The organism is Seohaeicola saemankumensis, from assembly GCF_021021435.1.
Classification (GTDB): domain Bacteria; phylum Pseudomonadota; class Alphaproteobacteria; order Rhodobacterales; family Rhodobacteraceae; genus Seohaeicola.
In genome coordinates, this window is sequence record NZ_JAINWI010000009.1 from 26,250 (window position 1) to 51,893 (window position 25,644).

General features: G+C 60.1%; 23 protein-coding genes. 11 read left to right on the forward strand and 12 right to left on the reverse strand.

Annotated features, from left to right (window positions below; translation table 11 throughout):
* Positions 1-48: 48 nt before the first annotated feature.
* The 4 genes from dprA (at position 49) to K7H22_RS05450 (ending at position 5,446) form a co-directional block, all read left to right on the forward strand.
* Positions 49-1,203 carry a DNA-processing protein DprA gene (dprA, locus tag K7H22_RS05435; protein WP_230799720.1) on the forward strand — a complete coding sequence of 385 codons (1,155 nt, stop codon included), beginning with the start codon at positions 49-51 and terminating at the stop codon, positions 1,201-1,203.
* 182 nt (positions 1,204-1,385) lie between these two features.
* A complete protein-coding gene (gene topA, locus K7H22_RS05440; RefSeq protein ID WP_230799721.1) occupies positions 1,386-4,016 on the forward strand; it encodes a type I DNA topoisomerase in 2,631 nt (876 codons plus the stop codon).
* Positions 4,017-4,112: 96 nt separating this feature from the next.
* A complete protein-coding gene (locus tag K7H22_RS05445; protein ID WP_230799722.1) occupies positions 4,113-4,817 on the forward strand; it encodes a CoA transferase subunit A in 705 nt (234 codons plus the stop codon).
* The gene (locus K7H22_RS05450; protein ID WP_230799723.1) at positions 4,817-5,446 is read left to right on the forward strand and encodes a 3-oxoacid CoA-transferase subunit B; all 630 of its coding nucleotides are present in this window, start codon (positions 4,817-4,819) and stop codon (positions 5,444-5,446) included. Before K7H22_RS05445 ends, K7H22_RS05450 begins: the two co-directional genes overlap by 1 nt.
* 114 nt (positions 5,447-5,560) lie before the next feature.
* On the opposite strand, the gene K7H22_RS05455 is transcribed toward K7H22_RS05450, so the two are convergent.
* A complete protein-coding gene (locus tag K7H22_RS05455) occupies positions 5,561-6,436 on the reverse strand; it encodes a lytic transglycosylase domain-containing protein (RefSeq protein WP_230799724.1) in 876 nt (291 codons plus the stop codon).
* Between the two features lie 376 nt (positions 6,437-6,812).
* On the opposite strand from K7H22_RS05455, the gene K7H22_RS05460 reads away from it, so the two are divergent.
* From K7H22_RS05460 to K7H22_RS05475, 4 genes are all read left to right on the forward strand, one after another.
* On the forward strand, positions 6,813-7,028 hold the full coding sequence (locus tag K7H22_RS05460; RefSeq protein WP_230799725.1) for a hypothetical protein: 216 nt from the start codon (positions 6,813-6,815) through the stop codon (positions 7,026-7,028).
* Positions 7,029-7,152: 124 nt separating this feature from the next.
* The gene (locus tag K7H22_RS05465) at positions 7,153-7,344 is read left to right on the forward strand and encodes a hypothetical protein (RefSeq protein WP_230799726.1); all 192 of its coding nucleotides are present in this window, start codon (positions 7,153-7,155) and stop codon (positions 7,342-7,344) included.
* A gap of 166 nt (positions 7,345-7,510) precedes the next feature.
* The gene (locus K7H22_RS05470; RefSeq protein ID WP_230799727.1) at positions 7,511-8,143 is read left to right on the forward strand and encodes a DUF1007 family protein; all 633 of its coding nucleotides are present in this window, start codon (positions 7,511-7,513) and stop codon (positions 8,141-8,143) included.
* Complete coding sequence (locus tag K7H22_RS05475) at positions 8,131-9,108, forward strand: nickel/cobalt transporter (protein WP_230799728.1); 978 nt, start codon at positions 8,131-8,133, stop codon at positions 9,106-9,108. Before K7H22_RS05470 ends, K7H22_RS05475 begins: the two co-directional genes overlap by 13 nt.
* A gap of 51 nt (positions 9,109-9,159) precedes the next feature.
* Here the strand turns inward: K7H22_RS05475 and K7H22_RS05480 are convergent, their stop codons facing one another.
* The 11 genes from K7H22_RS05480 to cpaB form a co-directional block, all read right to left on the reverse strand.
* On the reverse strand, positions 9,160-10,479 hold the full coding sequence (locus K7H22_RS05480) for an ATPase (protein ID WP_230799729.1): 1,320 nt from the start codon (positions 10,477-10,479) through the stop codon (positions 9,160-9,162).
* A gap of 143 nt (positions 10,480-10,622) precedes the next feature.
* Positions 10,623-11,162 carry a prepilin peptidase gene (locus K7H22_RS05485; RefSeq protein ID WP_230799730.1) on the reverse strand — a complete coding sequence of 180 codons (540 nt, stop codon included), beginning with the start codon at positions 11,160-11,162 and terminating at the stop codon, positions 10,623-10,625.
* A 14-nt stretch (positions 11,163-11,176) separates the two neighbouring features.
* A complete protein-coding gene (locus K7H22_RS05490) occupies positions 11,177-12,034 on the reverse strand; it encodes a tetratricopeptide repeat protein (protein ID WP_230799731.1) in 858 nt (285 codons plus the stop codon).
* Between the two features lie 29 nt (positions 12,035-12,063).
* A complete protein-coding gene (locus K7H22_RS05495; RefSeq protein WP_230799732.1) occupies positions 12,064-12,636 on the reverse strand; it encodes a tetratricopeptide repeat protein in 573 nt (190 codons plus the stop codon).
* 7 nt (positions 12,637-12,643) lie between these two features.
* The gene (locus K7H22_RS05500) at positions 12,644-13,600 is read right to left on the reverse strand and encodes a type II secretion system F family protein (protein WP_419248152.1); all 957 of its coding nucleotides are present in this window, start codon (positions 13,598-13,600) and stop codon (positions 12,644-12,646) included.
* Positions 13,601-13,622: 22 nt separating this feature from the next.
* Positions 13,623-14,591, reverse strand: coding sequence for a type II secretion system F family protein (locus K7H22_RS05505; protein WP_230799734.1), 969 nt, complete (start codon positions 14,589-14,591; stop codon positions 13,623-13,625).
* A 5-nt stretch (positions 14,592-14,596) separates the two neighbouring features.
* Complete coding sequence (locus tag K7H22_RS05510; protein WP_230799735.1) at positions 14,597-16,060, reverse strand: CpaF family protein; 1,464 nt, start codon at positions 16,058-16,060, stop codon at positions 14,597-14,599.
* Between the two features lie 23 nt (positions 16,061-16,083).
* Positions 16,084-17,343 carry an AAA family ATPase gene (locus K7H22_RS05515; protein ID WP_230799736.1) on the reverse strand — a complete coding sequence of 420 codons (1,260 nt, stop codon included), beginning with the start codon at positions 17,341-17,343 and terminating at the stop codon, positions 16,084-16,086.
* Positions 17,344-17,724: 381 nt separating this feature from the next.
* Complete coding sequence (locus K7H22_RS05520; protein ID WP_230799737.1) at positions 17,725-18,390, reverse strand: OmpA family protein; 666 nt, start codon at positions 18,388-18,390, stop codon at positions 17,725-17,727.
* Between the two features lie 4 nt (positions 18,391-18,394).
* The gene (locus K7H22_RS05525; protein ID WP_230799738.1) at positions 18,395-19,828 is read right to left on the reverse strand and encodes a type II and III secretion system protein family protein; all 1,434 of its coding nucleotides are present in this window, start codon (positions 19,826-19,828) and stop codon (positions 18,395-18,397) included.
* A 283-nt stretch (positions 19,829-20,111) separates the two neighbouring features.
* The gene (cpaB, locus tag K7H22_RS05530) at positions 20,112-20,978 is read right to left on the reverse strand and encodes a Flp pilus assembly protein CpaB (RefSeq protein WP_230799739.1); all 867 of its coding nucleotides are present in this window, start codon (positions 20,976-20,978) and stop codon (positions 20,112-20,114) included.
* Positions 20,979-21,234: 256 nt separating this feature from the next.
* Between cpaB and K7H22_RS05535 the strand changes: the two genes are divergently transcribed.
* From K7H22_RS05535 to parE, 3 genes are all read left to right on the forward strand, one after another.
* Positions 21,235-22,551, forward strand: a complete 1,317-nt coding sequence (locus K7H22_RS05535; RefSeq protein WP_230799740.1) for an alpha/beta hydrolase family protein — start codon at positions 21,235-21,237, stop codon at positions 22,549-22,551.
* A 48-nt stretch (positions 22,552-22,599) separates the two neighbouring features.
* Positions 22,600-23,475: an alpha/beta fold hydrolase gene (locus K7H22_RS05540; RefSeq protein WP_230799741.1), complete on the forward strand. Its 876-nt coding sequence runs from the start codon at positions 22,600-22,602 to the stop codon at positions 23,473-23,475.
* A gap of 190 nt (positions 23,476-23,665) precedes the next feature.
* Positions 23,666-25,624 (forward strand): DNA topoisomerase IV subunit B, encoded by a 1,959-nt coding sequence (gene parE / locus K7H22_RS05545; protein ID WP_230799742.1) that lies wholly within the window; start codon positions 23,666-23,668, stop codon positions 25,622-25,624.
* The last annotated feature ends 20 nt before the right edge of the window (positions 25,625-25,644 follow it).

Sequence of the window (25,644 nt, forward strand, 5' to 3'; positions counted from 1 at the left end):
TTAACCAGCGCCGGTCTACACCTGATTCTGCAAGCAGACGGAGTTGTGATGACCTGGGAACCCACTTCTTCCACTCACCCCCCACTCCCACCCACCACGGAAGATGACCGGGTGTCATGGCTTCGTCTCTTGCGCTCGCCCCGTGTGGGGCCTGCGACTTTCTTCAGGCTGATGGCGGAACATGGCAGCGCCCATGCCGCGCTGGATGCCCTGCCCGAAGTCGCCCGCCGCGCTGGTGTGGACGGATATGCGCCCTGCCCGCATGGCGTGGCCTTGGCCGAACTCAGGGCTGCGGCAGGCGCAGGTGCGACTATGCTCTGCGCGGGCGATCCGGCCTATCCGCTGCCGCTGGGTGATCTGTCCGATGCCCCACCCTTTCTGTGGACCATCGGCGATTCCGCCATCCTGTCTCGCCCGATGATTGCGCTGGTCGGCGCGCGCAACGCCTCGTCCCTTGGCACCCGCATGGCAAGGGCCTTGGCCCGCGACCTTGGCGCGGCGGGGTATGTCGTAGTGTCAGGCCTTGCGCGCGGCATTGATACGGCTGCCCACAACGCCACGCTGGATACCGGCACCGTCGCGGTTCTGGCCGGCGGTGTGGACGTGCTGTATCCTGCCGAGAATACAGGCCTGGCCCATGCGATCGCGGCGCGCGGACTGCGCCTGTCGGAACAACCCGTGGGCCTTGTGCCGCAAGCACGGCATTTTCCACGACGCAATCGGATTATTTCCGGCCTGTCCCGCGCTGTTGTGGTGATCGAGGCGGCGGCGAAATCCGGCAGCCTGATCACCGCCCGCTGCGGTCTGGACCAGGGGCGCGAGGTCATGGCCGTTCCGGGCCATCCCTTCGACGCGCGCTCGTCGGGCTGCAACATGCTGATCCGTGATGGCGCGCGGCTGGTCCGCAATGCTGCCGATGTCATCGACGCCTTGCCACCCGTATCGGCCCCGCGACAGCCCTGCCTGCTTGAGGGCGCGATTCCGCCGCGGCCATCGCCCCCGCCCGATCGCCGGTCTCTGCGCGAAACGGCAGCCTTGCACAGCCAGATTCTGCAACGGCTTGGCGCCTCGCCGCTGGCCGAGGACCAGTTGATCCGCGATTTGGACACGCCCGCCCATCACATCACCCCTGCCCTTGTCGACCTGGAACTCGACGGTCAGATCCTGCGCCAGCCGGGCGGACTGTTGTCCCGCGTGACCTAGCCCCGCGCAACATCAAGGCGTATTGTTCAGGTCGCCTCGCCCCCTGCCGTTGACGGCAAGTCAGCCGGATGCTGCGAATTTGCCCGCATTGACAAAGCCCCCTTTCACCCCACATGGTCCGCCGCCATGATGCCGCGGCATGTTTCCGTGCCAAAGCCGTGTCCGAGTCGAAAGGAAGTCCGATGCCCGTCGTCGTTGTGGAATCTCCGGCTAAAGCCAAGACAATCAACAAATATCTGGGCTCTGACTATGTCGTGCTAGCCTCTTATGGTCATGTCCGCGACCTGCCTGCCAAGGATGGATCGGTCGATACCGACAACGGCTTTGATATGACATGGGAAGTCGGCGTCGACAGCCGCAAACATGTAAAAGCCATCGCCGACGCGCTGGCCAAGGACAATTCCCTGATCCTCGCCACCGACCCCGACCGCGAGGGCGAGGCGATCAGCTGGCACCTTGAGGAAACGCTGCGCAAGCGCAAGGCGATCAAGAAAGACACCCCCGTCAGCCGCGTGGTCTTCAACGCGATCACCAAATCAGCCGTGACCGAGGCGATGCAGCACCCCCGTCAGGTCGATGCGCCGCTGGTCGAGGCTTATCTGGCGCGCCGCGCGCTGGACTATCTGGTGGGTTTCAACCTCTCGCCGGTTCTGTGGCGCAAACTGCCCGGATCGCGCAGCGCGGGGCGGGTGCAATCCGTTTGCCTGCGACTGATCGTCGAACGCGAGATGGAGATCGAGGCGTTTCGAGCCCGCGAATACTGGTCGGTTACCGCTCGTCTGGTCACCCCGCGCGGTCAGGAATTCGAGGCGCGCCTGACCCAACTGGCCGGCAAGAAGCTGGATCGTTACGATCTGGAAAACAGCACGCAGGCCGAAATGGCCGTGCAGGCAATCAACTCACGCGAACTGACAGTCACCTCGGTCGAAGCGAAACCGGCCAGCCGCAACCCCTCGGCCCCGTTCATGACCTCGACCCTGCAACAGGAAGCCAGCCGCAAATTCGGCATGGGCGCGCGGCAATGTATGAACGCGGCGCAGCGGCTTTATGAGGCCGGATACATCACCTATATGCGGACCGATGGCATCGACATGGCCGCCGAGGCCGTCACCGCCGCCCGCGACGCGATCAAGGCGCGCTACGGTGCCGAATATGTGCCAGCCAGTCCGCGCATCTACAAAAACAAGGCCAAAAACGCGCAGGAAGCGCATGAATGTATCCGCCCCACCGAACTGGACCGCGATGCCGAAAGCCTGAAAATCAGCGATGCGGACCAGCGCAAGCTTTATGATCTGATCTGGAAACGCACCATCGCCTGCCAGATGGAGGCCGCAAGGTTCGAGCGCACGACCGTCGATATCGGCAGCCGCGACGCGCAAGTGGAACTGCGCGCGACCGGTCAGGTCGTGTTGTTCGACGGTTTCCTCAAGGTCTACGAGGAAGGCCGCGACGATGTGACCGACGAGGACGAGCGCCGCCTGCCCCAGATCATGAAGGGTGAACCCACAGAAAAGCGTGCGGTCACACCCGAGCAGCATTTCACCCAACCGCCCCCCCGCTATACCGAGGCAACTTTGGTCAAGCGGATGGAGGAATTGGGGATCGGTCGCCCCTCGACCTATGCCAGCGTGATCACCACGATTCAGGACCGTGACTATGTCCGCAAGGACAAGAACCGCCTTTTCCCAGAGGATAAGGGCCGGATGGTCACTGTCTTTTTGATGAATTTCTTCCGTAAATACGTGGAATACGACTTTACCGCCGATCTGGAAAACCAGCTCGACGAGGTCAGCGCGGGCGAGATGGATTACAAGGATGTGCTGTCGCGCTTCTGGCGGGATTTCTCGGCGGCCATCGCGGAGACCTCGGAACTCCGGATCACCGAAGTGCTGGACGTGCTGGACGAGGCCCTTGCCCCGCAGCTTTACCCGCCGCGCGCGGATGGCTCCGACCCGCGTGTCTGTCCGCTTTGCGGCACTGGCCAGTTGCATCTGAAAAGCTCCAAAACCGGCGGCTTTGTCGGTTGCGGCAACTATCCCGAATGCCGCTATACCCGCCCGCTGAACGGCGACGCCGACGCGCAGGGCGACCGTGTGCTGGGCACTGATCAGGGCGACGAAATCAGTCTGCGCTCGGGTCGTTTCGGCCCCTATGTGCAGCGTGGCGAGGCTTCGGAGGAGGTCAAGAAACCACCACGGGCCAGCCTGCCCAAGGGCTGGTCGCCAGATGACATGGATCTGGACAAGGCGCTGATGCTGCTGAACCTGCCGCGCGAGATCGGTCCGCATCCCGAGGACGGTGTCATGGTCGAGGCCGGGATCGGGCGGTATGGCCCCTATATCAAGCACGGCTCGGTCTATGCCAACATCAAAGAGGTCGACGAGGTCTTCATCATCGGCATGAACCGCGCGGTCGAGGAACTGGCGGCCAAGGCCGCCCGTGGTCCCGGTGCGGTACGCGCAGCCGCCAAACCGCTGGCCGAACTGGGCGAGCATCCGACTGAAGGCGGTCCTGTTCAGGTCATGGATGGCCGCTATGGACCTTATGTCAAGTGGGGCAAGATCAACGCGACCCTGCCCAAAGGTGTCGAGGCTGCGGCGCTCACGATGGATGAGGCTGTCGTGTTGATCGCCGAGAAAGCCGCCAAATCCGGCGGCAAGAAGGCGGGCGCGAGAAAGGCGGCTGCCAAACCCAAAGCGGCAGCCGCCAAAAAGCCTGCCGCGAAAAAGGCGACAGCGGCAAAAGCCGGCGCGACAAAGGCAAGCACCAAGGCCACTGCGAAAAAAGCTCCCTCCAAGAAGACGGGAAGCTGAACAGGGGTCGCTTGGCCTCTGCACTGCGGCATATGATTGACTCTTGCCATTACCGGCGGCAAACAAGGCCGCAACGGTGAAGCGAGGGAGAGATCAATGAAGAAAGTCTATGCAAACGCGACCGAGGCGTTGGACGGCCTGCTGTTCGACGGCATGTTCATCGCGGCGGGCGGTTTCGGCCTCTGCGGTATCCCCGAATTGTTGCTGCAGGCCATTAAAGAGGCCGGCACCAAGGATCTGACTTTCGCGTCGAACAACGCGGGCGTGGATGATTTCGGAATCGGCATCTTGTTGCAGACCCGTCAGGTGAAAAAGATGATCTCTTCCTATGTGGGCGAGAATGCCGAATTCATGCGCCAGTATCTGAGCGGAGAGCTGGAGCTGGAGTTCAACCCGCAGGGCACTCTGGCGGAACGCATGCGCGCTGGTGGCGCAGGTATTCCCGGCTTCTACACCAAGACCGGCGTCGGCACCGTGATTGCCGAGGGCAAGGAGCTCAAAGAGTTCAACGGCGAGACCTATGTGCTGGAACGCGGCATCTTCGCCGATCTTGCCATCGTCAAGGCGTGGAAAGCGGATGCCACCGGCAACCTCGTGTTCCGCAAAACCGCGCGCAACTTCAACCCGCCCGCAGCCATGTGCGGCAAGGTCTGTGTCGTTGAGGTCGAAGAGATCGTGCCGACCGGCAGCCTTGACCCCGATCACATCCACCTGCCCGGTATCTATGTGCACCGCATCATTCAAGGGCAGCACGAGAAACGCATCGAACAACGCACGGTTCGTCAAAGGGAGACCGCATAATGCCTTGGGATCGGAACCAGATGGCCGCACGCGCGGCACAGGAACTGCAAGACGGCTGGTATGTGAACCTCGGCATCGGGATTCCCACGCTGGTCAGCAACTACATCCCCGAGGGCGTGGAAGTTACCCTGCAGTCCGAGAACGGCATGCTGGGCATGGGCGCATTCCCTTATGCAGGCGATGAAGACCCCGACCTGATCAACGCGGGCAAGCAGACGATCACCGAATTGCCGCAAACGGCATTTTTCGACAGCGCGATGTCTTTCGGTATGATCCGTGGCGGCAAGATCGCCATGGCGATCCTCGGCGCGATGGAAGTTTCCGAGGAAGGCGATCTGGCGAACTGGATGATTCCCGGCAAGCTGGTCAAGGGCATGGGCGGCGCGATGGATCTGGTCGCGGGCGTCAAGCGCGTAGTCGTCGTGATGGATCACACCAACAAGGCAGGCGAAAGCAAGGTGCTGCCCGCCTGCACGTTGCCGCTGACCGGCAAGGCCGTCGTGAACCGGATCATCACCAATCTGGGCGTTTTGGACGTGGTCGAGGGCGGTCTGAAAATCGTCGAATGCGCCGATGGCGTCACCGAGGACGAACTGCGCGCGGCAACGCTGGCGAAGATCGTCAACTGAACCCTCCGATCTGACAGATAAAAGGCCCGCGTGTCATCCGCGGGCCTTTTGCGTTTCTTCTTGCTGGAAATATCCATGCACCCGCACCCGCCTTGGATGTGGCGGAAAGATGGCTCACCCCTCGCCGAGGTTGAAAACGCATCCATCCGAGATCAGCATTGGCGGCGTCTTGCACAGATTGCGCGCCACGGCAAAAGCGGCCAAAACTTTTGGAACATAATCGCGGGTTTCGGCATAGGGTGGCACACCGCCATGCCGTTTCACCGCATTCTCGCCCGCGTTGTAGCCCGCCAACGCCAAAATCGGATCGCCGCCGAATTCCGCCAGCAACCAATCCAGATAGGCGACACCACCCTTGATATTCTGTCCCGCATTCAGGCTGTCCACGACGCCAAAGCGCGATGCTGTAGCAGGGATCAACTGCATCAACCCGACTGCCCCAGCCGAACTGACCGCATCGGCACGCCCGCTGGATTCCACAGCGATCACCGCCAGCACCAGTGCAGGCGACACGCCTGTCCCAACCGTATTGAGCAACAGATCCGCGCGATGAGCGCGGGCAATCCCCAGCAAGTCGGTCAGGCGCGGGGCCGCGATCTGCTGGCCCGCCGCAGCATTGGCAATCTGGATCAAGGCCGGTTCCAACCGGCCGGGTCCACTTTCGTCCAGCGCGGGCGACACGCCTTGCCAGAACCAGTCATACCGCCCGATCGCTTCCGCAACCCCTTCCGACGGCAATTGTGGCACGGAAGGGCGCGCCACTGCGACGGGTTGCGGTTCGATCTGCACGGTAATCCTGCGCCCCGTGCTGCCAGCCGCGGGCGGCTTGACCCGTTTGAATGTGAAATCGGGATAGGCTGGCGGCTCTTGCGCGGCCAGAGCACAGGGTAAGGCGAGAGCCACGCACAGGATCGCAGCGCCGGAAAACCGTCGCGCATACGCCGCAAGGCGCGGACTCGCCTGTCGATCCAAACGGTGGGATCGTATCATCGCGGATTTGCCTGCCTGTGATTTGTGTATCACGCTCGATTATCTTTGCCCATTTATCCCAGAAATTCGCCCAGATAGCCAGAACTTCATGAAATACGCTGCCTTGAGTTCGCCCCGTCTGCCTCAATCCCCAAGGGTAAAATCACGTATTTTGTATCAAAAGATAAATTTCTTTTGTTTAATTTCATATACTTGATACGCCTTGATGCAGAAAAAGTGGAAAAAGATAAAACGCACGATTTCGGCCAAACTGTTGCCCCAATCCGCTGGCTATATCTGCTCATACCGAAACGGAGACGGGCCAAGAGAGAGACAGCCCAGACAGTCACCGGCGCGGTTGTGCAACAGAGCAACTGATCCTTTGGAGGGATACAAAATGATTAACTTCTTCAAGAACTTCAGCAAAGACGAATCCGGCGCCGTGACTGTTGACTGGGTCGTTCTGACCGCAGCCGTTGTCGGTCTGGCCGTGGCCGCCTATTCCTCGATCGAAACCGGTGCAACCGGCCTGACAGCTTCGACCAACACCTTCATGGGCGAGCAGGCACCCGGCGCAGTTGGCGGCGGCGAAGGCGGCGGCGAAGAAGGCTGATCTCTTTCTGAGACAAGCATGATTTTGGCCGCACCCGCCCGGTCGGGTGCGGCCTTTTCAGTGTAAGAACCGTGCCGGCGCGTTTCTGTATTTTTGATGCGTAATGCCGGCTGGAGATACTGCCATGACATTCTTCAAGCTCCGTAACCCGATCAAACATTTCGCCCGCGACACCAATGGCGCGATCACGGCGGACTGGGTTGTGCTGACCGCTCTTGCAGTCACCCTACTGGCGGCTGGCTGGGGATCTCTGCGCGATGGCACCACGACTCTGGCCTCGGATACAAGTGATTATATGACCACCTATCGGGACTGATCCCGAACCCAGCCTGTGATTGATATCCGGGTACCACGTTAGACTGCTAGCAAGCCTGACATGACGGGTCACCACCCCACCAAATCGCCGCTCTCCCCATGCAGATTTCAGCCGATGTGCTGCTTGTGGCGTTGCGGGCCGGCCCGCGCTGCCCTAAAACTCTGGCATGATCCACAAACGTCTGACCCCTAGCGTTCTTGCCTTTTTGCTGGCTGCACCCGCAGCGCAGGCCCATCCGCATGTGTTCGTGCAAACCGGATTGCAACTTGTCGCCGATGACAGCGGCAAGCTTGTCGGGGTCGAGGTCAGTTGGACCTATGACGATTTCTATTCCCTGCTACTGCTAGAAGACATGGGGCTGGACAATGATGCCGACGGCGTTTTGACGCCCTCCGAACTGGCGCGTCTGGACGGCTTCGATCTGAACTGGATCGAGGGATTTCAGGGCGACCTGTACATCACAGCCGATGACGCCCCCGTCGTATTAGGCCCACCGGAGGGGCGCGGCACGGATGTCGTCCAAGGCCAGATCGTGACGCGCCATTTCCGTGCCTTTGCGCCGCAATCAGGGCCTGTGATCCTGCGCGCCTATGATCCCAGCTTTTACACCGCCTATGATCTGGATGGCGGCGTCAAGGTGCCCGACGGGTGCAAGCTGACGATCCAACCCGCCGATCTGGACCGCGCCTATACGCTGGTGGAAGAGGCACTCTATGCCAACCCCGCGATGCCGGACGATGAATACCCCGAAGTCGGCGATGCCTTTGCCGATATCGTCGAGGTGACATGCAACGCGTGATCCGCTCCCCGCTGGCCTTGTTGACCCTTGGGCTGATCACGACCCTTGCCGTCTGGCTGTGGGGCATGAACGGCATGGCAATTCTCGAGCGTTGGGCCGCCGATGGACAGCGCGACACACAAAACGCGATGGCAGGATTGTTGCGGCGATTGAAGTCGGGGGATGGTGCAGCGCTCTTTGCCTTGTTGGGGTTCTGCTTTGCCTACGGATTTTTCCACGCCGCAGGCCCCGGTCACGGCAAGGTGCTGATCGGTGGCTACGGGTTGGGACGCAGGGTGCCCTTGGGCCGGCTTGCGGGTCTTGCCCTTGCGTCCAGCCTTGCACAGGCGGCGACGGCCGTGGCGCTGGTCTATGGCGGCGTGTTCGTGCTGGACTGGTCGCGCGAGCGACTGGTCGCCACGGCCGAGGCATGGCTTGCCCCGCTCAGCTATGTCCTGATCGGGATGGTGGGGCTATGGCTATTGCTGCGCGGCCTACGCAAGTTGTGGACACAGCGCGCCAGTCCCGCAGGACAAGAGAGCGGCGAGCACGCACCCAGCCATGCCGCGCACAACCATGACCATGACAACAGCCACGCACACCACCATGCAGACGCGGCCTGCGCCTCTTGCGGGCATAAACACGGCCCCACGTTTGAGGAAGCCGCCGAGGTGCGGTCACTGCGCGATGCCCTGGTGTTGATCGGTGCTGTTGCGGTGCGGCCCTGCACGGGGGCGCTGTTTTTGCTGATCCTGACATGGCGCATGGGTATTGATGCGATTGGCATCGCAGGAGCTTTTGTCATGGGGCTTGGCACCGCCAGCATCACCGTTCTGGTGGCTGTTCTGTCGGTAACCGCCCGCGAAAGCACGCTGGCCCAGATCGCCAGCGGCCCGGCGACCTTGCGGGCGATGTCATTGATCGAGATTGCAGCGGGCTTGCTGGTGGTGCTGGTCGCCGCGCAATTGGTCTCTAGCGCGATATGAGCTGCAAAGCGGGGTAACACTCCGCAGCCCTCGCGGGCTTTGTCGCCTGCGCTACTTCACGATCACCTCGTCGCGCACGAACATGTTGGACCAGGCGCGATCGACCAGAGCAGGGCTCATCTGGTTGGGAATGCCCTCGAACTGACAGATCGAGATCATCTGGTCGATCAGAAAGACCGGTTGGTAATTCGCATAGACATTGTTGATCGTCGGGTATTTCACCTTCAAGAGATGCACCAATGTCGCCTCGTCCAGCGGCATGCCCTTCTTGCGCGCGACAAGCGCGAAAATCTTGAGGAAGTTTTCCTGATTGGGTCCGTCAATCTTGATCTTGTAGAAAATCCGGCGCAACGCCGCCTGATCGAAAATCTCGTTCGGATGGAAGTTGGTCGAGAACACCACCAGCGTATCGAAAGGCACCTCGAACTTCTCGCCCGATTGCAGCGCCAGAATATCCTTGCTTTCCTCCAGCGGCACGATCCAGCGGTTGACCAGAGATTGCGGCGGTTCAGCCTGACGGCCAAGGTCGTCAACGATGAAGATGCCGCCGGTGGCTTTCAGTTGCAAAGGTGCCTGATAGGTGCGCGCGGTCGGGTTATAGACCAGATCCAGCATCGACAGGCTCAACTCACCCCCCGTGATCACCGTGGGCCGCTCGCAACGGACATAGCGCGTGTCGAAACTGCGCCTGCGCCGCAGTGATCCCGGCTCGTCGGTTTCGACCTCGGCCGAGGAATGCACGATCGGATCATAAACGGTAATCACCTGCCCCGCATATTCGATGGCGCGCGGCACATAGACTTTGTCGCCCATCGCATCGCGGATTCCGTTCGAGATCGAGGATTTGCCGTTGCCCGGCGGTCCGTACATCAGGATCGAGCGCCCCGAACTGACCGCAGGACCAAGATTGGACAGCAGATCATCCGGTAGGATCAGATGGCCCATCGCATTGGTCAATTGGGCGCGGGTGATCTGCACATCGCGGATCGACTGGCGCTTGACCTGTTCGGCATAAACCGACAGAGGCACCGGCATCGCACCGAAATATTCCGATTGCGACAGGGCATCCAGCGCGCGCGCCTTGCCTCCGTCTGTCAGCTGATAGGCCATCTCGCTGCCCGAATTGGCATTCAGCGTGCCCGTCGCCTCAAGCAGGCGCTGCTCACGCGCCATGTCGATCAGTTCCTGCGTGACCCTGAGCGGCAGGCAAATCGCCTCGGCTACATCAGTGACAGTGTTCACGTTCTTGCGGAAAATCGTCTTGAGCAGGATATCCCGCATCATCACCACCGGCAGGCGCATCTCTTCGATACTTGAGGGCGGCGGGGGGGCTGTCACGCGGGTCTGTGTCGGGGTGATCTGCATATTCATGGGCTGGCCTGTCCGTTATGCGGGTCGGGTGCCGAATGGCTGGGCCAAGATGTGCCGCGTCAAAGTGGCAAAATAATGGAAAGGCAAAGAAATTGCTGCAAAGGCAGGAAGAGACCCCCGCATATTGGCCCGCAAGGTGTGTCTCAGCTCCCGTAAAGGGCGGCCAAACCGAGATAGATCGACAGCGTGCTGCCAAGCGACAGGCCCATCGGAAAATCCTTCTTGCGTTCCCAGCTTTCCCAGCCGGGTGCCAGTTTCCGCAGCGGGGTGCGGCCTGCCACGCGGTGCGTGATCATGGATGCCAGCAGGTTCAGGGCCAGCAGCATCAGCACGAATGTAACATCCCCCAGCATCACGAAAGGGGCCGCAGCGGCGGCAAATTTCGCATCGCCCGCACCGAACACAGACGCGGCATTCAGCACGATCCCCACAAGCAGCATCACCACCATCTGCACAAGCTGCGTGGCGATCACCGGCAAGGGCAAAACCCAGACCCCGACCAGCAGGAAAACGGCGACAAGGGCGATGACCGCCTTGTTGGGAATACGCATCGCCCGCAGATCGCTGAGCATCACCCAGAAACAGATGGGCAGGCTTGCGATAAAAAACCACAGACCAGCCCGCGCGGGAAGCGCGATGCCTGCGCCCGTGATCGAAAAACCGGTGGCAAAGTCTTGCAACATCGGGCGCGACCGGATCAGCCGCGCACGTTGTTTTCAAGGGCCGCAAGACTGCGAACCGCTTCGTCGAAATGTTGTGGATGGGTCTGGACCGCGTCACGCAACAGGCCTTTGGCGGTTTCGACATCGCCCTGCTTGACCGCGCTAAGCCCCAGCGTGTGCAGCAGTTGCGCTCTTTCAAGCTGGGTCATCGGCATCACCGGCAAGGTGTAGTTGCGTTGCGCGGCGCGCGCCAGAACAAGGTTGTTCTTGGCCGTGAACATCGCGTTATCCTGCCGGATGGCATCTGTGAACAGACGTTCGGCCTCGGGATAGGCGCCGCGTGTCAGCTTGGAAAAGCCCCAGTTGTTCATCACACCGGCGGGGCGCGTGGTCAGCCCCATTGCGATTTCATAAAAACTGTCGGCGCGTTTCCAGTCCTTGTTGGCATCGGCCACCATCGCTTCCAGGCGGTAACGCTTGAAGGTTTCATAGGTTGGCGGAACCGAATTGAGCGCGGTCTTGGCCCCTTCCCAATCACTGGCACGGATCAAGGCATCGGCCAGTTCGACCTTGTCCTCATGCGTGGATTCGGGATGTTTGGTGACGGTGCGCCATGCGGCGGCTGCCTCGACAGGGCGCTGAGCACGCACCAGCGATTGCGCGAGGCCCCGTTGCAGATCGACCCTGTCGGGCTGTTCTGCTGATGTACGTGTGAAATAGACGACCGCCTCGTTGGGGTCGGCCACGGTCAACATGATGTCGCCAAGATTGCTTTCGTCAACGACGTTCACGGCCTGCATGGCCCGGTCTACACTGTCATTGCCTGCGTCCTGGCAAGCCGCCAGACCAAAAGCCCCTGTCAGACACAGGGTCAGGAAAATGGGGTGGCGCATTTTTGCGTCCTTTATTGCTGCTCTGCCGTCTAGTTTATCCGCCGCAGCAGGAAGTCGCTCGTGCCGCGCCGGACCATTTTGTAGTCTTGTTCCACCACATCATAGTCCGGATTTTCATTTTTTGCGAGTGCCAAGCGAAGATTGTCACGAATTGAGTCACTTTCGCCATTGTCCAGCGCATAGGCCCTGCGGAAAATTTGCTCGGCCTCGGCGGTCTCGCCTTTCTCCATCAGCACGACACCAAGGTTGTTCCATGTCTGGGGGATCGCCTCATCGGTGGCGATGGCGCGGCGCAACAGCGTTTCGGCCTGCCCCAACCGGCCAAGGCCCAGATTGGCGCTGCCAAGGGCGGATAACACATCGACGGTCAACCCGTCCTGCGCCGCCGCACGTGTAAACGCCTTAAGCGCCAGTTCGAATTCGCCTGCATCCATCAAGCGGTGACCGACGATCAACCCATCCTCGGCCTCGGCGCCCGGACGGATACCGGGCGCATAGGGGCTGTCACGCGACGCACCAAGGCCGCCTGACGAGCAGGCGGCCAGGGTCAGGATGATCCCCAATGTGAATGCGGAGCGAATTCCGCGCGGGCGTGATGCCATGATAGACTTACATATTCCCCAGATTCTGGATCCCCACCACCGAAGGTCCGACCAGAATGATCAGCAGCGGCGGCACGGTCAGCATCATAGTGACAAGTGTCATCTTGGTAGGCAACTTGTTTGCCTTTTCTTCGGCACGCATCACGCGTTTGTCACGCATTTCCTCGGCATAGACCCGCAGCGCGTCGGCAATCGAGGTACCGAAAGTGGCCGATTGCACCAGCACGGTCACGAAACTGGAAATATCGCTGACGCCACACCGTTCGCCCATATCGGCCAGAACGGAGGGTTTATCCTTGCCGGCCTTGATCTCGTAGCTGACGATCTCGAACTCGTCCGAAAGCGAGGGATAGGAAGCGCGCAATTCCCGCGAGACACGGATGATCGATTGGTCAAGCGATTGGCCCGCCTCGACGCAGACCAGCATCATGTCAAGCGCATCGGGAAAGCCCGATGTGATCTCTTCCTGACGCGTTTGCTGCCGCTTGGTGACCCAGTATTTCGGGATCATATAGCCCACGACACCCGGCCCCAGAATATACATCATGGCGTCCTGTGTGGTCGTGTCGGGCTTTCCGGCAAGGTTCAGCAGGTAGTAGATCACGCCACCGATCAGGAACAGGACTCCAAGAGCAAATTGCGCGAAATGGAAAGCTCGCACAGCTTCCTTGCTTCGATAGCCAGCCTGCATCAACTTCATGCGAATTGCAGAATATTCGGTCTCGTCCTGCGGCTCCAGAAATGTCGAGTATTTCTGCAGCTTGTCATTGCCCTTGGAAGTCCGCAACGCCTTGCCGGTTGCCGCCGTGTTCCGGGCCGCATTGGCACTTTCGCGCAACTTGTCCAACGGGTCCTTGCGCGGGGACAGCATCATCGGAATGGTGGCAAGGATCAGCACAAGACCCAAGCCTCCGACCAGGATCATCGGCCCCATTTCGCCGAACTGCGCGGTCATGAGGTTCATGATTGCATCCATGGTGTTCTCCTCAAACCTTGATGTCGGTCAGCATACGCATGACGATCAGGTTGGCGGCAAGAAACAACCCGACAGCAATACAGGCGGGAATGAACCACGGGTGGTCCAGTACGGCGTCATAATAGTTGGGGTCCATCACATTGATCGCGATGAGTGCGAAAATCGGAAAGCCGGACAGGAACTTGCCCGACCATTGCGCCTCGGCGGTGATGGCTTTGACGCGCCGGAACAGACGGAACCGCGCGCGGATCACGCGGCTCAGGCCAGCCAGAATCTCTGCAAGGTTACCGCCCGACTGTTGCTGGATCGTCACCGCGACCGCCAGAAAGCGCAGATCCTGCATATCCAGACGCTCTGCCATGTCCTTGAGCGCCTCGCCGATATCGCGCCCATAAGCGGATTCGTCGGCGATAATCCCGAATTCGGTCGCCAGCGGGTCGGCTACTTCCTTGGCGACGATCTGGATCGCGGACGAGAACGGATGCCCGACGCGCAACGAGCGCACCATCAGTTCGACCGCATCCGGCAATTGCTCCTCGATCATCGAGATACGTTTCTTGGCTTTGGAGTTGACCCAGAAATAGACGCCCCCTACTCCCATTCCGACCGACAGAAGCGCACGCACCGGCGCTTCGGAGGCGGTGCCGATTGTCAGCCCCAAAAACGATACGACGCTGACAGCAACCATGATCATGATCAACTGGATCGGCGTGAAGGCAATGGCCGCTTTCTGGGCCCGATCCGCCAGCATGGAATAGAGCGGGATAGAGCGCGAATTCATATGCTGGCGCATTTCCTTGCGCAGCGTTTCCATCACCTCTTCGCGGCGCGTGCCCTTCTCAAGCATTTCCAGACGCCGGTTCACACGGCTGTTCAGGCTAATCGACTTGCCAAAAACGACAAGATACAGACCCTCGACAAGCACCAGAACGCCAAAGAAAATCAGACCGTAGATAAGCGGTTCGATACTGATGGTCATTGGGTCTACTCCGCTGCGATAGGTTCAAAGATGGATGCGGGCAGATCGTATCCCCACAGGCGGAAGCGTTCCGAGAAGTGGCTGCGCACACCTGTGGCCGTGAAATGGCCGATGATCTTGTTTTCGGGCGTAAGGCCCACGCGCTGGAACTTGAACACTTCCTGCATCGAGATCACCTCGCCCTCCATCCCCGTAATCTCGGTGATCGAGGTCATGCGGCGACTACCGTCCTGCAGGCGGTTGACCTGCACGATCAGGTTAACAGCGCTGGCGATCTGGCTGCGGACCGCCTTGATGGGCATTTCGATCCCCGCCATTGCAATCATGTTTTCCAGACGGCTGACACCGTCGCGGGCCGAGTTGGCGTGGATCGTCGTCATTGACCCGTCATGGCCGGTGTTCATGGCCTGCAACATGTCGATCACTTCCTCGCCGCGGGTTTCGCCGACGATAATCCGGTCAGGACGCATCCGCAGGGCGTTGCGCAAGCAATCGCGCTGCGTGACTGCGCCTTTGCCCTCGACGTTGGGCGGGCGGCTTTCCATCCGGCCCACATGGACCTGCTGCAACTGGAGTTCGGCCGTATCCTCAATCGTCAGGATGCGTTCGGCATTGTCGATGAAGGATGACAGGGCGTTCAGGGTTGTCGTCTTACCCGAACCCGTACCACCCGACACGATGATATTCAGGCGCGTCGCAACAGCCGCTTGCAAGTAGGCGGCCATTTCTTCGGAAAAGGCCCCGAAACGGACCAGATCGTCAATTGCCAGCTTTTCCTTTTTGAATTTACGGATAGAGACCAGCGATCCGTCCACCGCCACAGGCGGCACCATCGCGTTGAAACGCGAACCATCGGCCAGACGGGCGTCAACATAGGGGTTGGATTCGTCCACGCGGCGGCCCACGGCAGACACGATCTTGTCGATGATCCGCAAAAGGTGCTTTTCATCCTTGAAGGTAATGTCCGTCAATTCCAGCTTGCCCGCGCGTTCTACAAAAATACGGCGCGGGCCGTTGACCAGAATATCGTTGACGCTGTCATCCTTGAGCAGCGTTTCCAGCGGGCCCAGCCCTTTGACCTCGTCATAAAGCTCCTGCGTGAGCTGCGTGCGATCCTCGCGGTTCAGCACGATGCCCTTTTCCTCAAGTACTTCCGAGGCAATCGAGGTGATTTCTGCCCGCAGATCGGATTCGCTGGCCGTATCCAGCGCGCTGAGGTTCAGGTTGTCCAGCAACGAACGGTGCAGTTCCAGCTTGATCTCGCCAAGCCGTTCACGCCGCTTGCGGTCGCGGTCCATCGCCTGGGTCTGTTCCGGCGCAACGGCCAAAGCCCGCCGGATCGAGGCAGGCTGGCTGGCAAGAGCGGCATCGGCGGGACGTGTGACAGGCTTTGCAACCGAGTTGCCAATCTGTGTCGGACTTTTCGCTGCGCCATCAGCCGCACCGGTCTTTTTGTAGCGTGAAAACATCTATGTCTCCCCCATGTTCCGGTTCAGGCCGCGTCTGCTTCGCTTTGGCCAAGCTCGTGCAAGGACAACGCAAGTTTGGCGATCTCTTTGCGGAGCGGGTTTTTGGCAGCACTCAGTGCCAGCGGCATCCCGTGATCTGCCCCTTGTGTGACCTGCTTGCCGCCATCGGGCAGCATCAGATCAATCGAGATACCAAGACTCTCGGCCATCCGCTTGACGCGGCTTTTGCCGCTCAGGTCGGTAAAGCCGGGGGCGCGGTTCAGCGCGAAACGCAGCTTCTGGAACGGCAGGTCTTCGGCTTGCAACGCGCGTTTGAGGCGCAGCGCGTTCTGGGCCGAGCGCATATCGAGTTCCAACAATGCAAAATAGATATGGGCGCTGTTCAACACGGCCTCGGTCCACTGGACCAGCGTGCGTGGCATGTCGATCACGACATAGTCGAAATGCTGGCGGGCCATCGCAATAAGCCGGTTGATATCGTCCGACCCGATCAGATCAAGCGGCAACATATCGGTGGGCGAGGTCAGAACCTGCAGCTTTTCCTCAAAGCCGATCATGGCCGCAGTAAAGCTGTCGCCATCCATTGATTCGGTGTCCGACAGCAGTTCGAACACAGACTCGCGGCGTGGCAGATCAAGGAAGGTCGAGACAGACCCGTATTGCAGGTCCAGATCAAGCAGACAGACGCGCGGGTTTGCCTTGCCCTTCTTGGCGACATTGCACAACTCCCACGCCAGATTGACGGCGAATGTAGTGGCACCGGTGCCGCCGGCAATGCCTTGCACCGCCATCACAACGCCTTCACGGTCATGGGTGGATTTACGAGCCGTTGCCGTCGAACGTTCGTCAACTTCCGGCAGGATAGGTGCGGGTTCAGGCGCACGGATACGCTGGATCGCGGCCTCAAGCTCGTTCTCGGGCAAGGGATAGGGCACAAATTCGTCCGCGCCCTGACGCAAAAGCTGGTGTAGGGCTGCGGGGCTTACATCCTCGGCAATCAGGATCACACGGATATTGCGGCTGCGCGCCTGATGGATGATCTCGCCCAACAGCACAAGATCGTCCTCGTCTTCCTGATCCATCGCGATGGCCACGAACTCCAAAGCCTCGGCATCGGGTTGCGTGAAAAAGGCCAGCGCTTCGCCAAAACCGAGATCGCCCCAGCTCTCACCAAGTGCGGCTTCCATGTCCTCGATCAGAAGGTCGAAGTTCTGCACATCCCGACTGATCGTGCAGGCCACAATCGGCGCAGGTTCCTGAGAATGGTGCACATTGCTACTCATCTTGCCTCAATCCTTTGACTTCGGGGGCCGTCGTCTGGCAAGGCAGGCACATATAGAACCTCTGGCGGGTTCATTCCTGTTCCGGCATCCGACCACCCGTGCCCGGCACCTGCCGGACAAAGCTATCCCATTGCAGGCAAGGTCGCGGAAAATCTAGGCAACATTAGGGCCAAAACATCGTAATTGTACGGTATCATTGGACGATCAAATCCGCGTGACAGCCATTGCCGGACCATTGCACAGCAATGAAACCCAATCGTGGCAATCAAGGGGCGGGCAAGCGCGTGTGGATCTAGGGAGCGGATCTCTGCACCGCGCCAGCGCAAAAGCGGCAGGGCCTGTCGGCCCTGCCAGGTCGTGCAAATTCTGCACTAGAGCCGGTTATTCCTGTGCATCACTCCGGATCGAAACACCGGTCAGACCGCTTACAGGTGTCGCGCTGTTGATATACTCGCGGTAGACGACGCGGGCGTATTTGCCGTCCAACTCGCTGGCGCGTTTCTCGAAGACGCCCGAAACCTCGGTCACTGTGCGCCGGTTGCGGACCTCGCGGCCTTCCGTCACAATCAGCGGTTGGGTCTTGCCGAAGGATACCACGGCTTCAAGCCGTGCGCGGCTGATCCCCTGACTTGTCAGATAGGCCACAACCGCATGCGCGCGGCGCAAGCCCAGCGCCTTGTTATAGGCATCAGAGCCGACCAGATCGGTGTGACCATAGACGCGGAAGCGCACTTCGGGGAATTGCCTGATCCAGTTGGCCTGCTCGCGCAGCGTGTCGCGTGCAGCCGCATCCAGCTCGGCCGAGTTGAAGGCGAAATTCACCATCGGTGACACTTCCTGCGAAAAGCGGCGCGACATGTCGATGATGAAACCCTGCCGGTCTGTCATCGCCATGCTGTTGTTCATCGTTGCATTGCCGAATGAACCGCTGTCGATCGTCGATCCAGCCTCGTTGTTGAAGTTGCGGTAGATCGGATCATCGCTGGAACAGGCACTGGTTGCCAACAGGCCGATCACTGCAAGTGTCTTGTACATGTTCCCAGTCATCCGATCAGTCCATCACATAGCCATAGGAGCCGTTGAAATCCTGTTTGGCAACCTCGCCGGCAGCACCGCGCAGGGCAGGCTGACCTTCGCGTGCAACGCGGCCGAACAGGAACAGGTCACGCTCGCTTGGCGGGCGGATCCGGTCGGTGGGCAGGGCCAGAGCCTCGCCACGGGTCGGGGTTACCAGATGCGCGGTCACGATAATGACGAGTTCCGATTGGGCACGGCGATAGTCCGAACTGCGAAACAGCGCCCCCAGAACCGGAATGTCACCAAGCCAGGGCACCTGACTGGCCGTATCGCGGAAGTCGTCCTGCAACAGACCGGCCACGGCAAAACTTTCGCCATCGCGCAATTCAACCGTCGTCGATGTCTCGCGACGCTGGAACGCGTCGATGCGGAAAGCGTTCAACTGGATACCGTTGGAAGGGTCCAAGGACGACACAGCGGCCATCATTTCAAGGTTGATCAGATCGCCATCGACAACACGTGGCACGAAATTCAACTCGATCCCGAAGGGTTTGAACTCGATCGTGATTGTGCCGCCATCCTGTGCGATCGGCACAGGATATTCACCACCCGCAAGAAACTTGGCTTCCTGTCCGGACAGGGCCACAAGGTTAGGTTCGGCCAAAGTGCGCACAGCACCTTTGTTTTCAAGGGCTTCCAGAAGAATGCCGACCTCGACAGCCCCTGCACCGAAGCCAAGAAGCATCGCACCGTTATTCGTATTCGCAGGCGGAATACTCCCGGCAAGACCCGAAGACTGCGCTGCGAGGTTGTTCAAAGAGTTGCTGCCCCCGGACAGGCCCAGATCGTTACTGAAAGCACTGCCGTTCAGCGCCAGCGAGGCGCTGAGGGATTTGGATACGCTGCGCTGCATCTCGGCAAAGCGCACCTTTAGCATCACCTGCTGTACGCCGCCCACAGACATCAGGTTTGAAACGCGTTCGGGCGCGTAGCGCTCCGCCAGATCAATGGCGCGCTGCAGTCGGGCCGCGCTTGAGACTGTCCCCGACAGCACGATACCGTCATTGGCGGTGCGGACTTCGATCTTCTCACCGGGCAGGATCTGCCCCAATCTTTCCTTGAACTCGCTGATATCAGCGGCCACACGCACGTCGACGTTTGTGATCAACTGCCCGCTCGCATCCAGCAGCGTCAGGGTCGTCGTGCCGGGGGCCTTGCCAAGTACATAGATCGTGCGCTCGGACAAAGACGAGATATCCGCAATGGCAGGGTTGGCAATCGACAACTCTGCAAACGGCGTCTCGCTTTCAACCACAACCGCGCGGTTCATCGGCACTTCAAGACTGGCAGAACGATTGTCCTGCAAAACACGCACGGTCTGCGCCATAGCGCTAGGGGCGACCAAAATCTGGCCAACCGCAAGGGCCAACCCGAACAGGGTGCCCTTCAAAATTCTATCCGTTTTCATGTGACCTGCCTTTCCGATCACGCCTCTGTTGCGGGTCTTTGGCGCCCGCCTTTGCCGCAACCATGTGCGATTTCCGTATTTATTGCAAGAATCAATAGCTTCAGGCGCGTTGGTTATGTGGATAAACAGCAACAGAGCCTAAAACACGTCTGCAGACTGCCAAACCTGATCGCCGATCTGAATCAAAAAGGCAGGCTCTGTAACAAGCCTGCCTTTTGCATTTCTTTCCCCGATGGCTGTCAAACCGGGTGGGTCGATCACGACAACGGTAATCCGTCGGCGATCAGTTGGTGCAGGGGATACGCAACACCACAACCTCGGCCCCGCGGCGCACGCGTGTCGAGCAAACGACTTCCTCCTCGACCTGGACAGGCTCCGGGGCTTCGGCACGGACCAGCCCCAGAAGCGCGCGCTGGTCGATTTCGATCGCTTCTGCCACGGTATCGTCCTTGACGCCGACCAGAGCCAGTGAAAGCCGTCCGGTGGATTGCGCCTGCGCCAACGCCGCCACCTGATCGGGGCGCACGGATACTGTTACCGTGCGGGCAATCGACGCCTCAGAATTGTCATCATTGGCGCTTTGGTCCACAGCGATCAGGCGCACATTGGCCTCGATCAGCTTGGTGATATCGCCGCGCAACTCGGCGCCCAGATCACCCGAGACCATACCAGTCCAGTAGACATCCACGCGGTCACCAGGACGCAGGAAACCCGACACACCCGATGCCACATCGACCTTGATCGCAAAAGCACGCATCCCGCGCTCAATCCGCGCATTCAGACCAGCATCCTCGCCGGGCAAGCTGACCTTGGTGGCCAGGAGCGCCTCGTCCTTCTCGATAACGCGCAGCACGAAACGGGGTGCTCTTTCGTTGTCGGGGAAGATATCTTTCAACGTAGCAAAGCTGCCTTCGGGTATTGCATTGGCAGGCCACTTCACCGCGCGCACATCCGCTTCTTTCAGGACATCGCCGTAATTCAGAAGTTTCTTTGCAACAAATACCTCCACCGTCGGGATAACTTCACCCTGCTGGCTTTGCGCTTGGGCAAGCTGCTGTTGATAGGCATCAAACTGCTTTTTCGCCATCATGACGGCAAAACCGGCCAAACCCAGACCGGCGATCAGCACGAGGCCAAAAACTGCGCGCATTGTGCTTCCTTTCCTGTTTCATGTCCCGCTGCCCCATCAGGGCAAGGAACGTTTTTCCCGCTGTTGAACAGGCAGATATCGAAAGATTATGGCCAAATCTGGGAGGTCCTGCGATTTTGCCGTGTCGCATGAACTGCAGCGTGTCCTGCAAGACACAGCCCCGCACACGCTGGACTGACGCAACGACAGTTACCGCAACCGTTGCGCCAAAGGCTTGCGCGGGGTCCAATACACTCACCCAGAGGAGGAGAGACCCATGACCCCGCTCAAAACCACGGCGCTGGCATTGGCGCTGCTTGCCAGCCCCATTGTTTCAGGTCCAGTATCCGCGCAAATGACAGCCCATAACCCGATTGACCAGACCCGCCCCGACGCCCCTGCACTGGCCGCTTTCGGCGACCAGGTGATCGGGGTACGGACATTGACCTTCACCCATGCCGACCAGATCGACATTCTGAACGTGACCGATGCGGATACACCGACCTATGACCGCCCCCTGACGGTCGAGGTCTGGTATCCCGCCGCCGACGGGACCGAGGCAGGCACGACCTACGAGACCGTCATCCGCGACGGGCGCACCCCAACGACCCTGTCAGGCCGCGCCGCCCGCGATGCAGCCGCCGCAGAAGGGACATTCCCGCTGGTCATCATCAGCCACGGCTATCCCGGCAACCGCTTTTTGTTGTCGCATATGGCCGAAAACCTTGCCTCCAAAGGCTATGTCGTGGCCTCGATCGACCATACCGACAGCACCTATTCGGATCAGGCGGCATTTGGATCGACCTTGCTGAACCGACCCCGCGACCAGCAATTCGTACTGGACCGGATGGCAGGGCTTGGCGACATAGCCCCCGATCTGGCCGCGATCATCGACGCGGACAACACGGGCGTGATCGGCTATTCGATGGGCGGCTATGGCGCATTGATCTTCGGCGGCGCGGGCGTCACGCAGGCGGCGGTCGACCTGTCTTGGGGCACACCCAAAGGATTGCTGGCCGCGAACCTTGCCGGATCGGACAGCCATGAGGCTCTCCTGGACGACCGCGTCAAAGCGATCATCGCGATTGGCCCGTGGGGCCGACAGCACGGCTTCTGGGACGAGTCTGGACTGGCCGGATTACGCGCGCCGACGATGATCATGGCCGGCTCGGTCGATGATGTGTCGATCTATCCAGCGATGCGCCAGATATTCGAGCAGGCCAGTGGCATCACGCGCCACCTGCTGACATTCGAGAACGCCAACCATAACGCGGCAGCCCCGATGCCCGCGCCTGTGGAAAGCTGGCAAGCGGTTGAGGGACTGGATTTCATCCCCTTCGACCATTACGCCGATCCTGTCTGGGACACGCTGCGGATGAACAACATCGCACAGCATTTCGCGACAGGTTTCATGGACCTGCACCTGAAAGGCGATACCGACAAGGCCGCCTTTTTTGATCTGGTCCCAAATGCCGCTGACGGAGTCGTGGCGCTGAACGAGGATGGCACTGAAAAGCCCGAGCATAGCTACTGGCGCGGCTTTGCCCCCCGCACAGCCATGGGCCTGCGATTCGAGACCCTGCAGCCCGAATAAGAACGACATGGCCGTCCTGCAAAGGGCGGTCTTCAAAGGGAAACAGCCATGCAAAGCCATCACATCACCCTGAACGACCAGCCTTTCCACTATCTGGAATGGGGCGCCAAGGATGCCCCGATCATGCTGATGCTGCACGGCTTTCCCGAATATTCCGGCGCTTGGGTGGAACTGGCTGAACGCCTGTCCGACAGGTTCCGCTGCATCGCGCCCGATCAGCGCGGCTATGGTCAAAGCTGGGCACCGTCCCATGTGGCGGATTATGCGACCGGCAAACTGGTCGGCGATATGGTGGCCTTGATCGACCATCTGGGTGGTGGGTCTGTTACGGTAGTCGGCCATGATTGGGGCGCATCTGTCGCCTATGTGCTGGCCGCACGCCAGCCCGAACAGGTCAGCCGCCTGATCATCCTGAACGGCGTGCATCCGGTGCCGTTCCAGCGCGAGATGGCGGCGGGCGGCGCGCAGTCGGATGCATCGCAATATATCCTTTGGCTCAGGCGGGAAGGGTCCGAGGGTTTGCTGGCCAAGGACGATTTCGCCAAACTGATGGATCTGTTTTCCGCCAAAATGGATCTGTCTTGGATGACGCCCGCCAAACTGACCGCTTACAAGACCGAATGGGCGCGCCCCGGTCGGATGCGCGGGATGGTCAACTGGTATCGCGCCTCGCCCCTGCAAGTGGCACCACCGGGGCAGCCGCTGACCGATCTGCCCGCCCTGCCCCGCGACGCCCTGCATGTGCCGCAACCGCATCTGCTGGTCTGGGGCACCGGCGACACGGCGCTGCTGACGCAGTGTCTGGACGGGCTTGAGGACCATGCCAGCGACCTGACCATACACCGCATAAACGGGGCAGATCACTGGATCTGTCACCAGAAACCGGACGAGGTCGCCGCGATCATCCGCGATTGGATCGGCTAATATCTCTGCTGCATTCGATTATTTGCGGCAGGATGAAGGTAACGCCTGTCTGTTCATCTTACCGGAAATACCCATCTGCTCCGGAAAAAGCGATCACCACCATTCGGGTGCAGCAAACCGTCAAGACCGCTTTCCCCTGACGCTTCCGTCTGACATACTGCGGTCCAACCCATAAAAAGAAGCAGTATGCATGGCCAACGATCTTTTGACCGGAACCGCCCCCGACGACTACAACGCCTCCTCCATCGAAGTCCTTGAAGGGCTGGAGCCCGTCCGCAAACGCCCCGGCATGTATATCGGCGGCACGGACGAGCGTGCGCTGCATCATCTGGTGGCCGAGGTGCTGGACAACTCGATGGACGAGGCGGTGGCAGGCCATGCCAACCGTATCGAGGTGGAGTTGCTTGAGGATTACAGCGTCACCATCCGCGACAACGGGCGCGGGATTCCCATCGACCCGCATCCCAAGTTTCCCGACAAAAGCGCGCTTGAGGTGATCCTGTGCACGTTGCACGCAGGCGGCAAGTTTTCCGGCAAGGCCTACCAGACCTCGGGTGGTCTGCACGGGGTGGGCGCGTCGGTCGTGAACGCACTATCGGATTCCATGGTGGTGCAGGTCGCGCGCAACAAGGAATTGTACGAGCAGCGTTTCTCGCGCGGCATCCCGCAAGGTCCGATCCGGAAGATCGGTGCCGCCCCCAACCGGCGTGGCACGACAGTCACCTTTCACGCGGATGAGCAGATTTTCGGTTCGCATCGTTTCAAGCCGGCGCGGCTGTTCAAGTCCATCCGCTCCAAGGCCTATCTGTTTTCTGGCGTGGAAATCCGCTGGAAATCCGCGATCAATGATGGCGAGACCCCGCAAGAGGCCGTGTTCCACTTTCCGGGCGGACTGTCCGATTACCTGAACGAAACACTTGGCAAAGCCTCGACCTATGCGGATCGGCCCTTTGCGGGCACGGTCGAATTTTCCGAGAAATTCAATGTGCCGGGCAAGGTGGAATGGGCGATCAACTGGACCCCGTCCCGCGACGGCTTCATCCAGTCTTATTGCAACACCGTGCCTACGCCCGAGGGCGGCACGCATGAGGCAGGGTTCTGGGCAGCGATCCTCAAGGGCATCCGCGCCTATGGCGAGTTGGTGAACAACCGAAAGGCCAAGGAAATCACCCGCGAGGATCTTGTGACAGGCGGCTGCGCGCTGGTCAGTTGTTTTATCCGCGAGCCGGAATTCGTAGGCCAGACCAAGGATCGTCTGGCCACGATGGAGGCCGCGCGTCTTGTCGAGAACTCGGTGCGCGACCATTTCGACAACTGGCTGGCCGCCGATACGAAATCCGCAGGCGCGATCCTTGATTTCATGGTGCTGCGCGCCGAGGAACGCCTGCGCCGCCGTCAGGAGAAAGAGACCCAGCGCAAGACCGCCACCAAAAAGTTGCGCCTGCCCGGCAAGTTGGTCGATTGCACATCCTCGACCCGCGAGGGGACGGAACTGTTCATCGTCGAGGGCGACTCGGCCGGTGGGTCGGCCAAGATGGCGCGCGACCGCAAGACCCAAGCCCTGCTGCCCTTGCGCGGCAAGATCCTGAACGTGCTGGGTGCTGCCTCGGGCAAGTTGGGGTCCAATCAGGAGATCAGCGATCTGACACAGGCGCTTGGCGTCAGTCTGGGGTCGAAATTCAACATCGACGATCTGCGCTATGACCGCATCATCATTATGACGGATGCCGATGTGGACGGCGCGCATATCGCGGCGCTCTTGATGACCTTCTTCTTCACCCAGATGCGGCCAATGATCGACACGGGCCATCTGTATCTGGCCTGCCCGCCCCTGTTTCGCCTGACCCAAGGCGCCAAGCGCGTCTATTGTCTGGACGAGGCAGAAAAAGCGCTCTGGCTGGAAAAGGGGCTGGGCGGCAAGGGCAAGATCGACGTCAGCCGCTTCAAGGGTCTAGGCGAGATGGACGCAAAAGACCTCAAAGAAACCACGATGGACCCTGCCAGCCGCAAGCTGATCCGCGTCACGATTGACGAGGATGAACCTGGCGAGACCGGCGATCTGGTCGAGCGTCTGATGGGCAAGAAACCGGAATTGCGGTTCCAGTATATCTCGGAGAATGCGCGGTTCGTCGAAGAACTGGACGTCTGAAAGGACGCGCGCCCTACCCA

What these genes read in the sequence shown, in the direction of transcription:
- K7H22_RS05520 (WP_230799737.1), bottom strand. Translation starts at nt 18,390, where the DNA reads ATGACTGGGAACATGTACAAGACACTTGCAGTGATCGGCCTGTTGGCA.
- K7H22_RS05450 (WP_230799723.1), top strand. Translation starts at nt 4,817, where the DNA reads ATGCCTTGGGATCGGAACCAGATGGCCGCACGCGCGGCACAGGAACTG.
- K7H22_RS05465 (WP_230799726.1), top strand. Translation starts at nt 7,153, where the DNA reads ATGACATTCTTCAAGCTCCGTAACCCGATCAAACATTTCGCCCGCGAC.
- parE (WP_230799742.1), top strand. Translation starts at nt 23,666, where the DNA reads ATGGCCAACGATCTTTTGACCGGAACCGCCCCCGACGACTACAACGCC.
- K7H22_RS05480 (WP_230799729.1), bottom strand. Translation starts at nt 10,479, where the DNA reads ATGAATATGCAGATCACCCCGACACAGACCCGCGTGACAGCCCCCCCG.
- K7H22_RS05455 (WP_230799724.1), bottom strand. Translation starts at nt 6,436, where the DNA reads ATGATACGATCCCACCGTTTGGATCGACAGGCGAGTCCGCGCCTTGCG.
- K7H22_RS05510 (WP_230799735.1), bottom strand. Translation starts at nt 16,060, where the DNA reads ATGTTTTCACGCTACAAAAAGACCGGTGCGGCTGATGGCGCAGCGAAA.
- K7H22_RS05515 (WP_230799736.1), bottom strand. Translation starts at nt 17,343, where the DNA reads ATGAGTAGCAATGTGCACCATTCTCAGGAACCTGCGCCGATTGTGGCC.
- K7H22_RS05500 (WP_419248152.1), bottom strand. Translation starts at nt 13,600, where the DNA reads ATGAACCTCATGACCGCGCAGTTCGGCGAAATGGGGCCGATGATCCTG.
- K7H22_RS05470 (WP_230799727.1), top strand. Translation starts at nt 7,511, where the DNA reads ATGATCCACAAACGTCTGACCCCTAGCGTTCTTGCCTTTTTGCTGGCT.
- K7H22_RS05535 (WP_230799740.1), top strand. Translation starts at nt 21,235, where the DNA reads ATGACCCCGCTCAAAACCACGGCGCTGGCATTGGCGCTGCTTGCCAGC.
- cpaB (WP_230799739.1), bottom strand. Translation starts at nt 20,978, where the DNA reads ATGCGCGCAGTTTTTGGCCTCGTGCTGATCGCCGGTCTGGGTTTGGCC.
- topA (WP_230799721.1), top strand. Translation starts at nt 1,386, where the DNA reads ATGCCCGTCGTCGTTGTGGAATCTCCGGCTAAAGCCAAGACAATCAAC.
- K7H22_RS05495 (WP_230799732.1), bottom strand. Translation starts at nt 12,636, where the DNA reads ATGGCATCACGCCCGCGCGGAATTCGCTCCGCATTCACATTGGGGATC.
- K7H22_RS05475 (WP_230799728.1), top strand. Translation starts at nt 8,131, where the DNA reads ATGCAACGCGTGATCCGCTCCCCGCTGGCCTTGTTGACCCTTGGGCTG.
- K7H22_RS05490 (WP_230799731.1), bottom strand. Translation starts at nt 12,034, where the DNA reads ATGCGCCACCCCATTTTCCTGACCCTGTGTCTGACAGGGGCTTTTGGT.
- K7H22_RS05485 (WP_230799730.1), bottom strand. Translation starts at nt 11,162, where the DNA reads ATGTTGCAAGACTTTGCCACCGGTTTTTCGATCACGGGCGCAGGCATC.
- dprA (WP_230799720.1), top strand. Translation starts at nt 49, where the DNA reads ATGACCTGGGAACCCACTTCTTCCACTCACCCCCCACTCCCACCCACC.
- K7H22_RS05460 (WP_230799725.1), top strand. Translation starts at nt 6,813, where the DNA reads ATGATTAACTTCTTCAAGAACTTCAGCAAAGACGAATCCGGCGCCGTG.
- K7H22_RS05540 (WP_230799741.1), top strand. Translation starts at nt 22,600, where the DNA reads ATGCAAAGCCATCACATCACCCTGAACGACCAGCCTTTCCACTATCTG.
- K7H22_RS05505 (WP_230799734.1), bottom strand. Translation starts at nt 14,591, where the DNA reads ATGACCATCAGTATCGAACCGCTTATCTACGGTCTGATTTTCTTTGGC.
- K7H22_RS05525 (WP_230799738.1), bottom strand. Translation starts at nt 19,828, where the DNA reads ATGAAAACGGATAGAATTTTGAAGGGCACCCTGTTCGGGTTGGCCCTT.
- K7H22_RS05445 (WP_230799722.1), top strand. Translation starts at nt 4,113, where the DNA reads ATGAAGAAAGTCTATGCAAACGCGACCGAGGCGTTGGACGGCCTGCTG.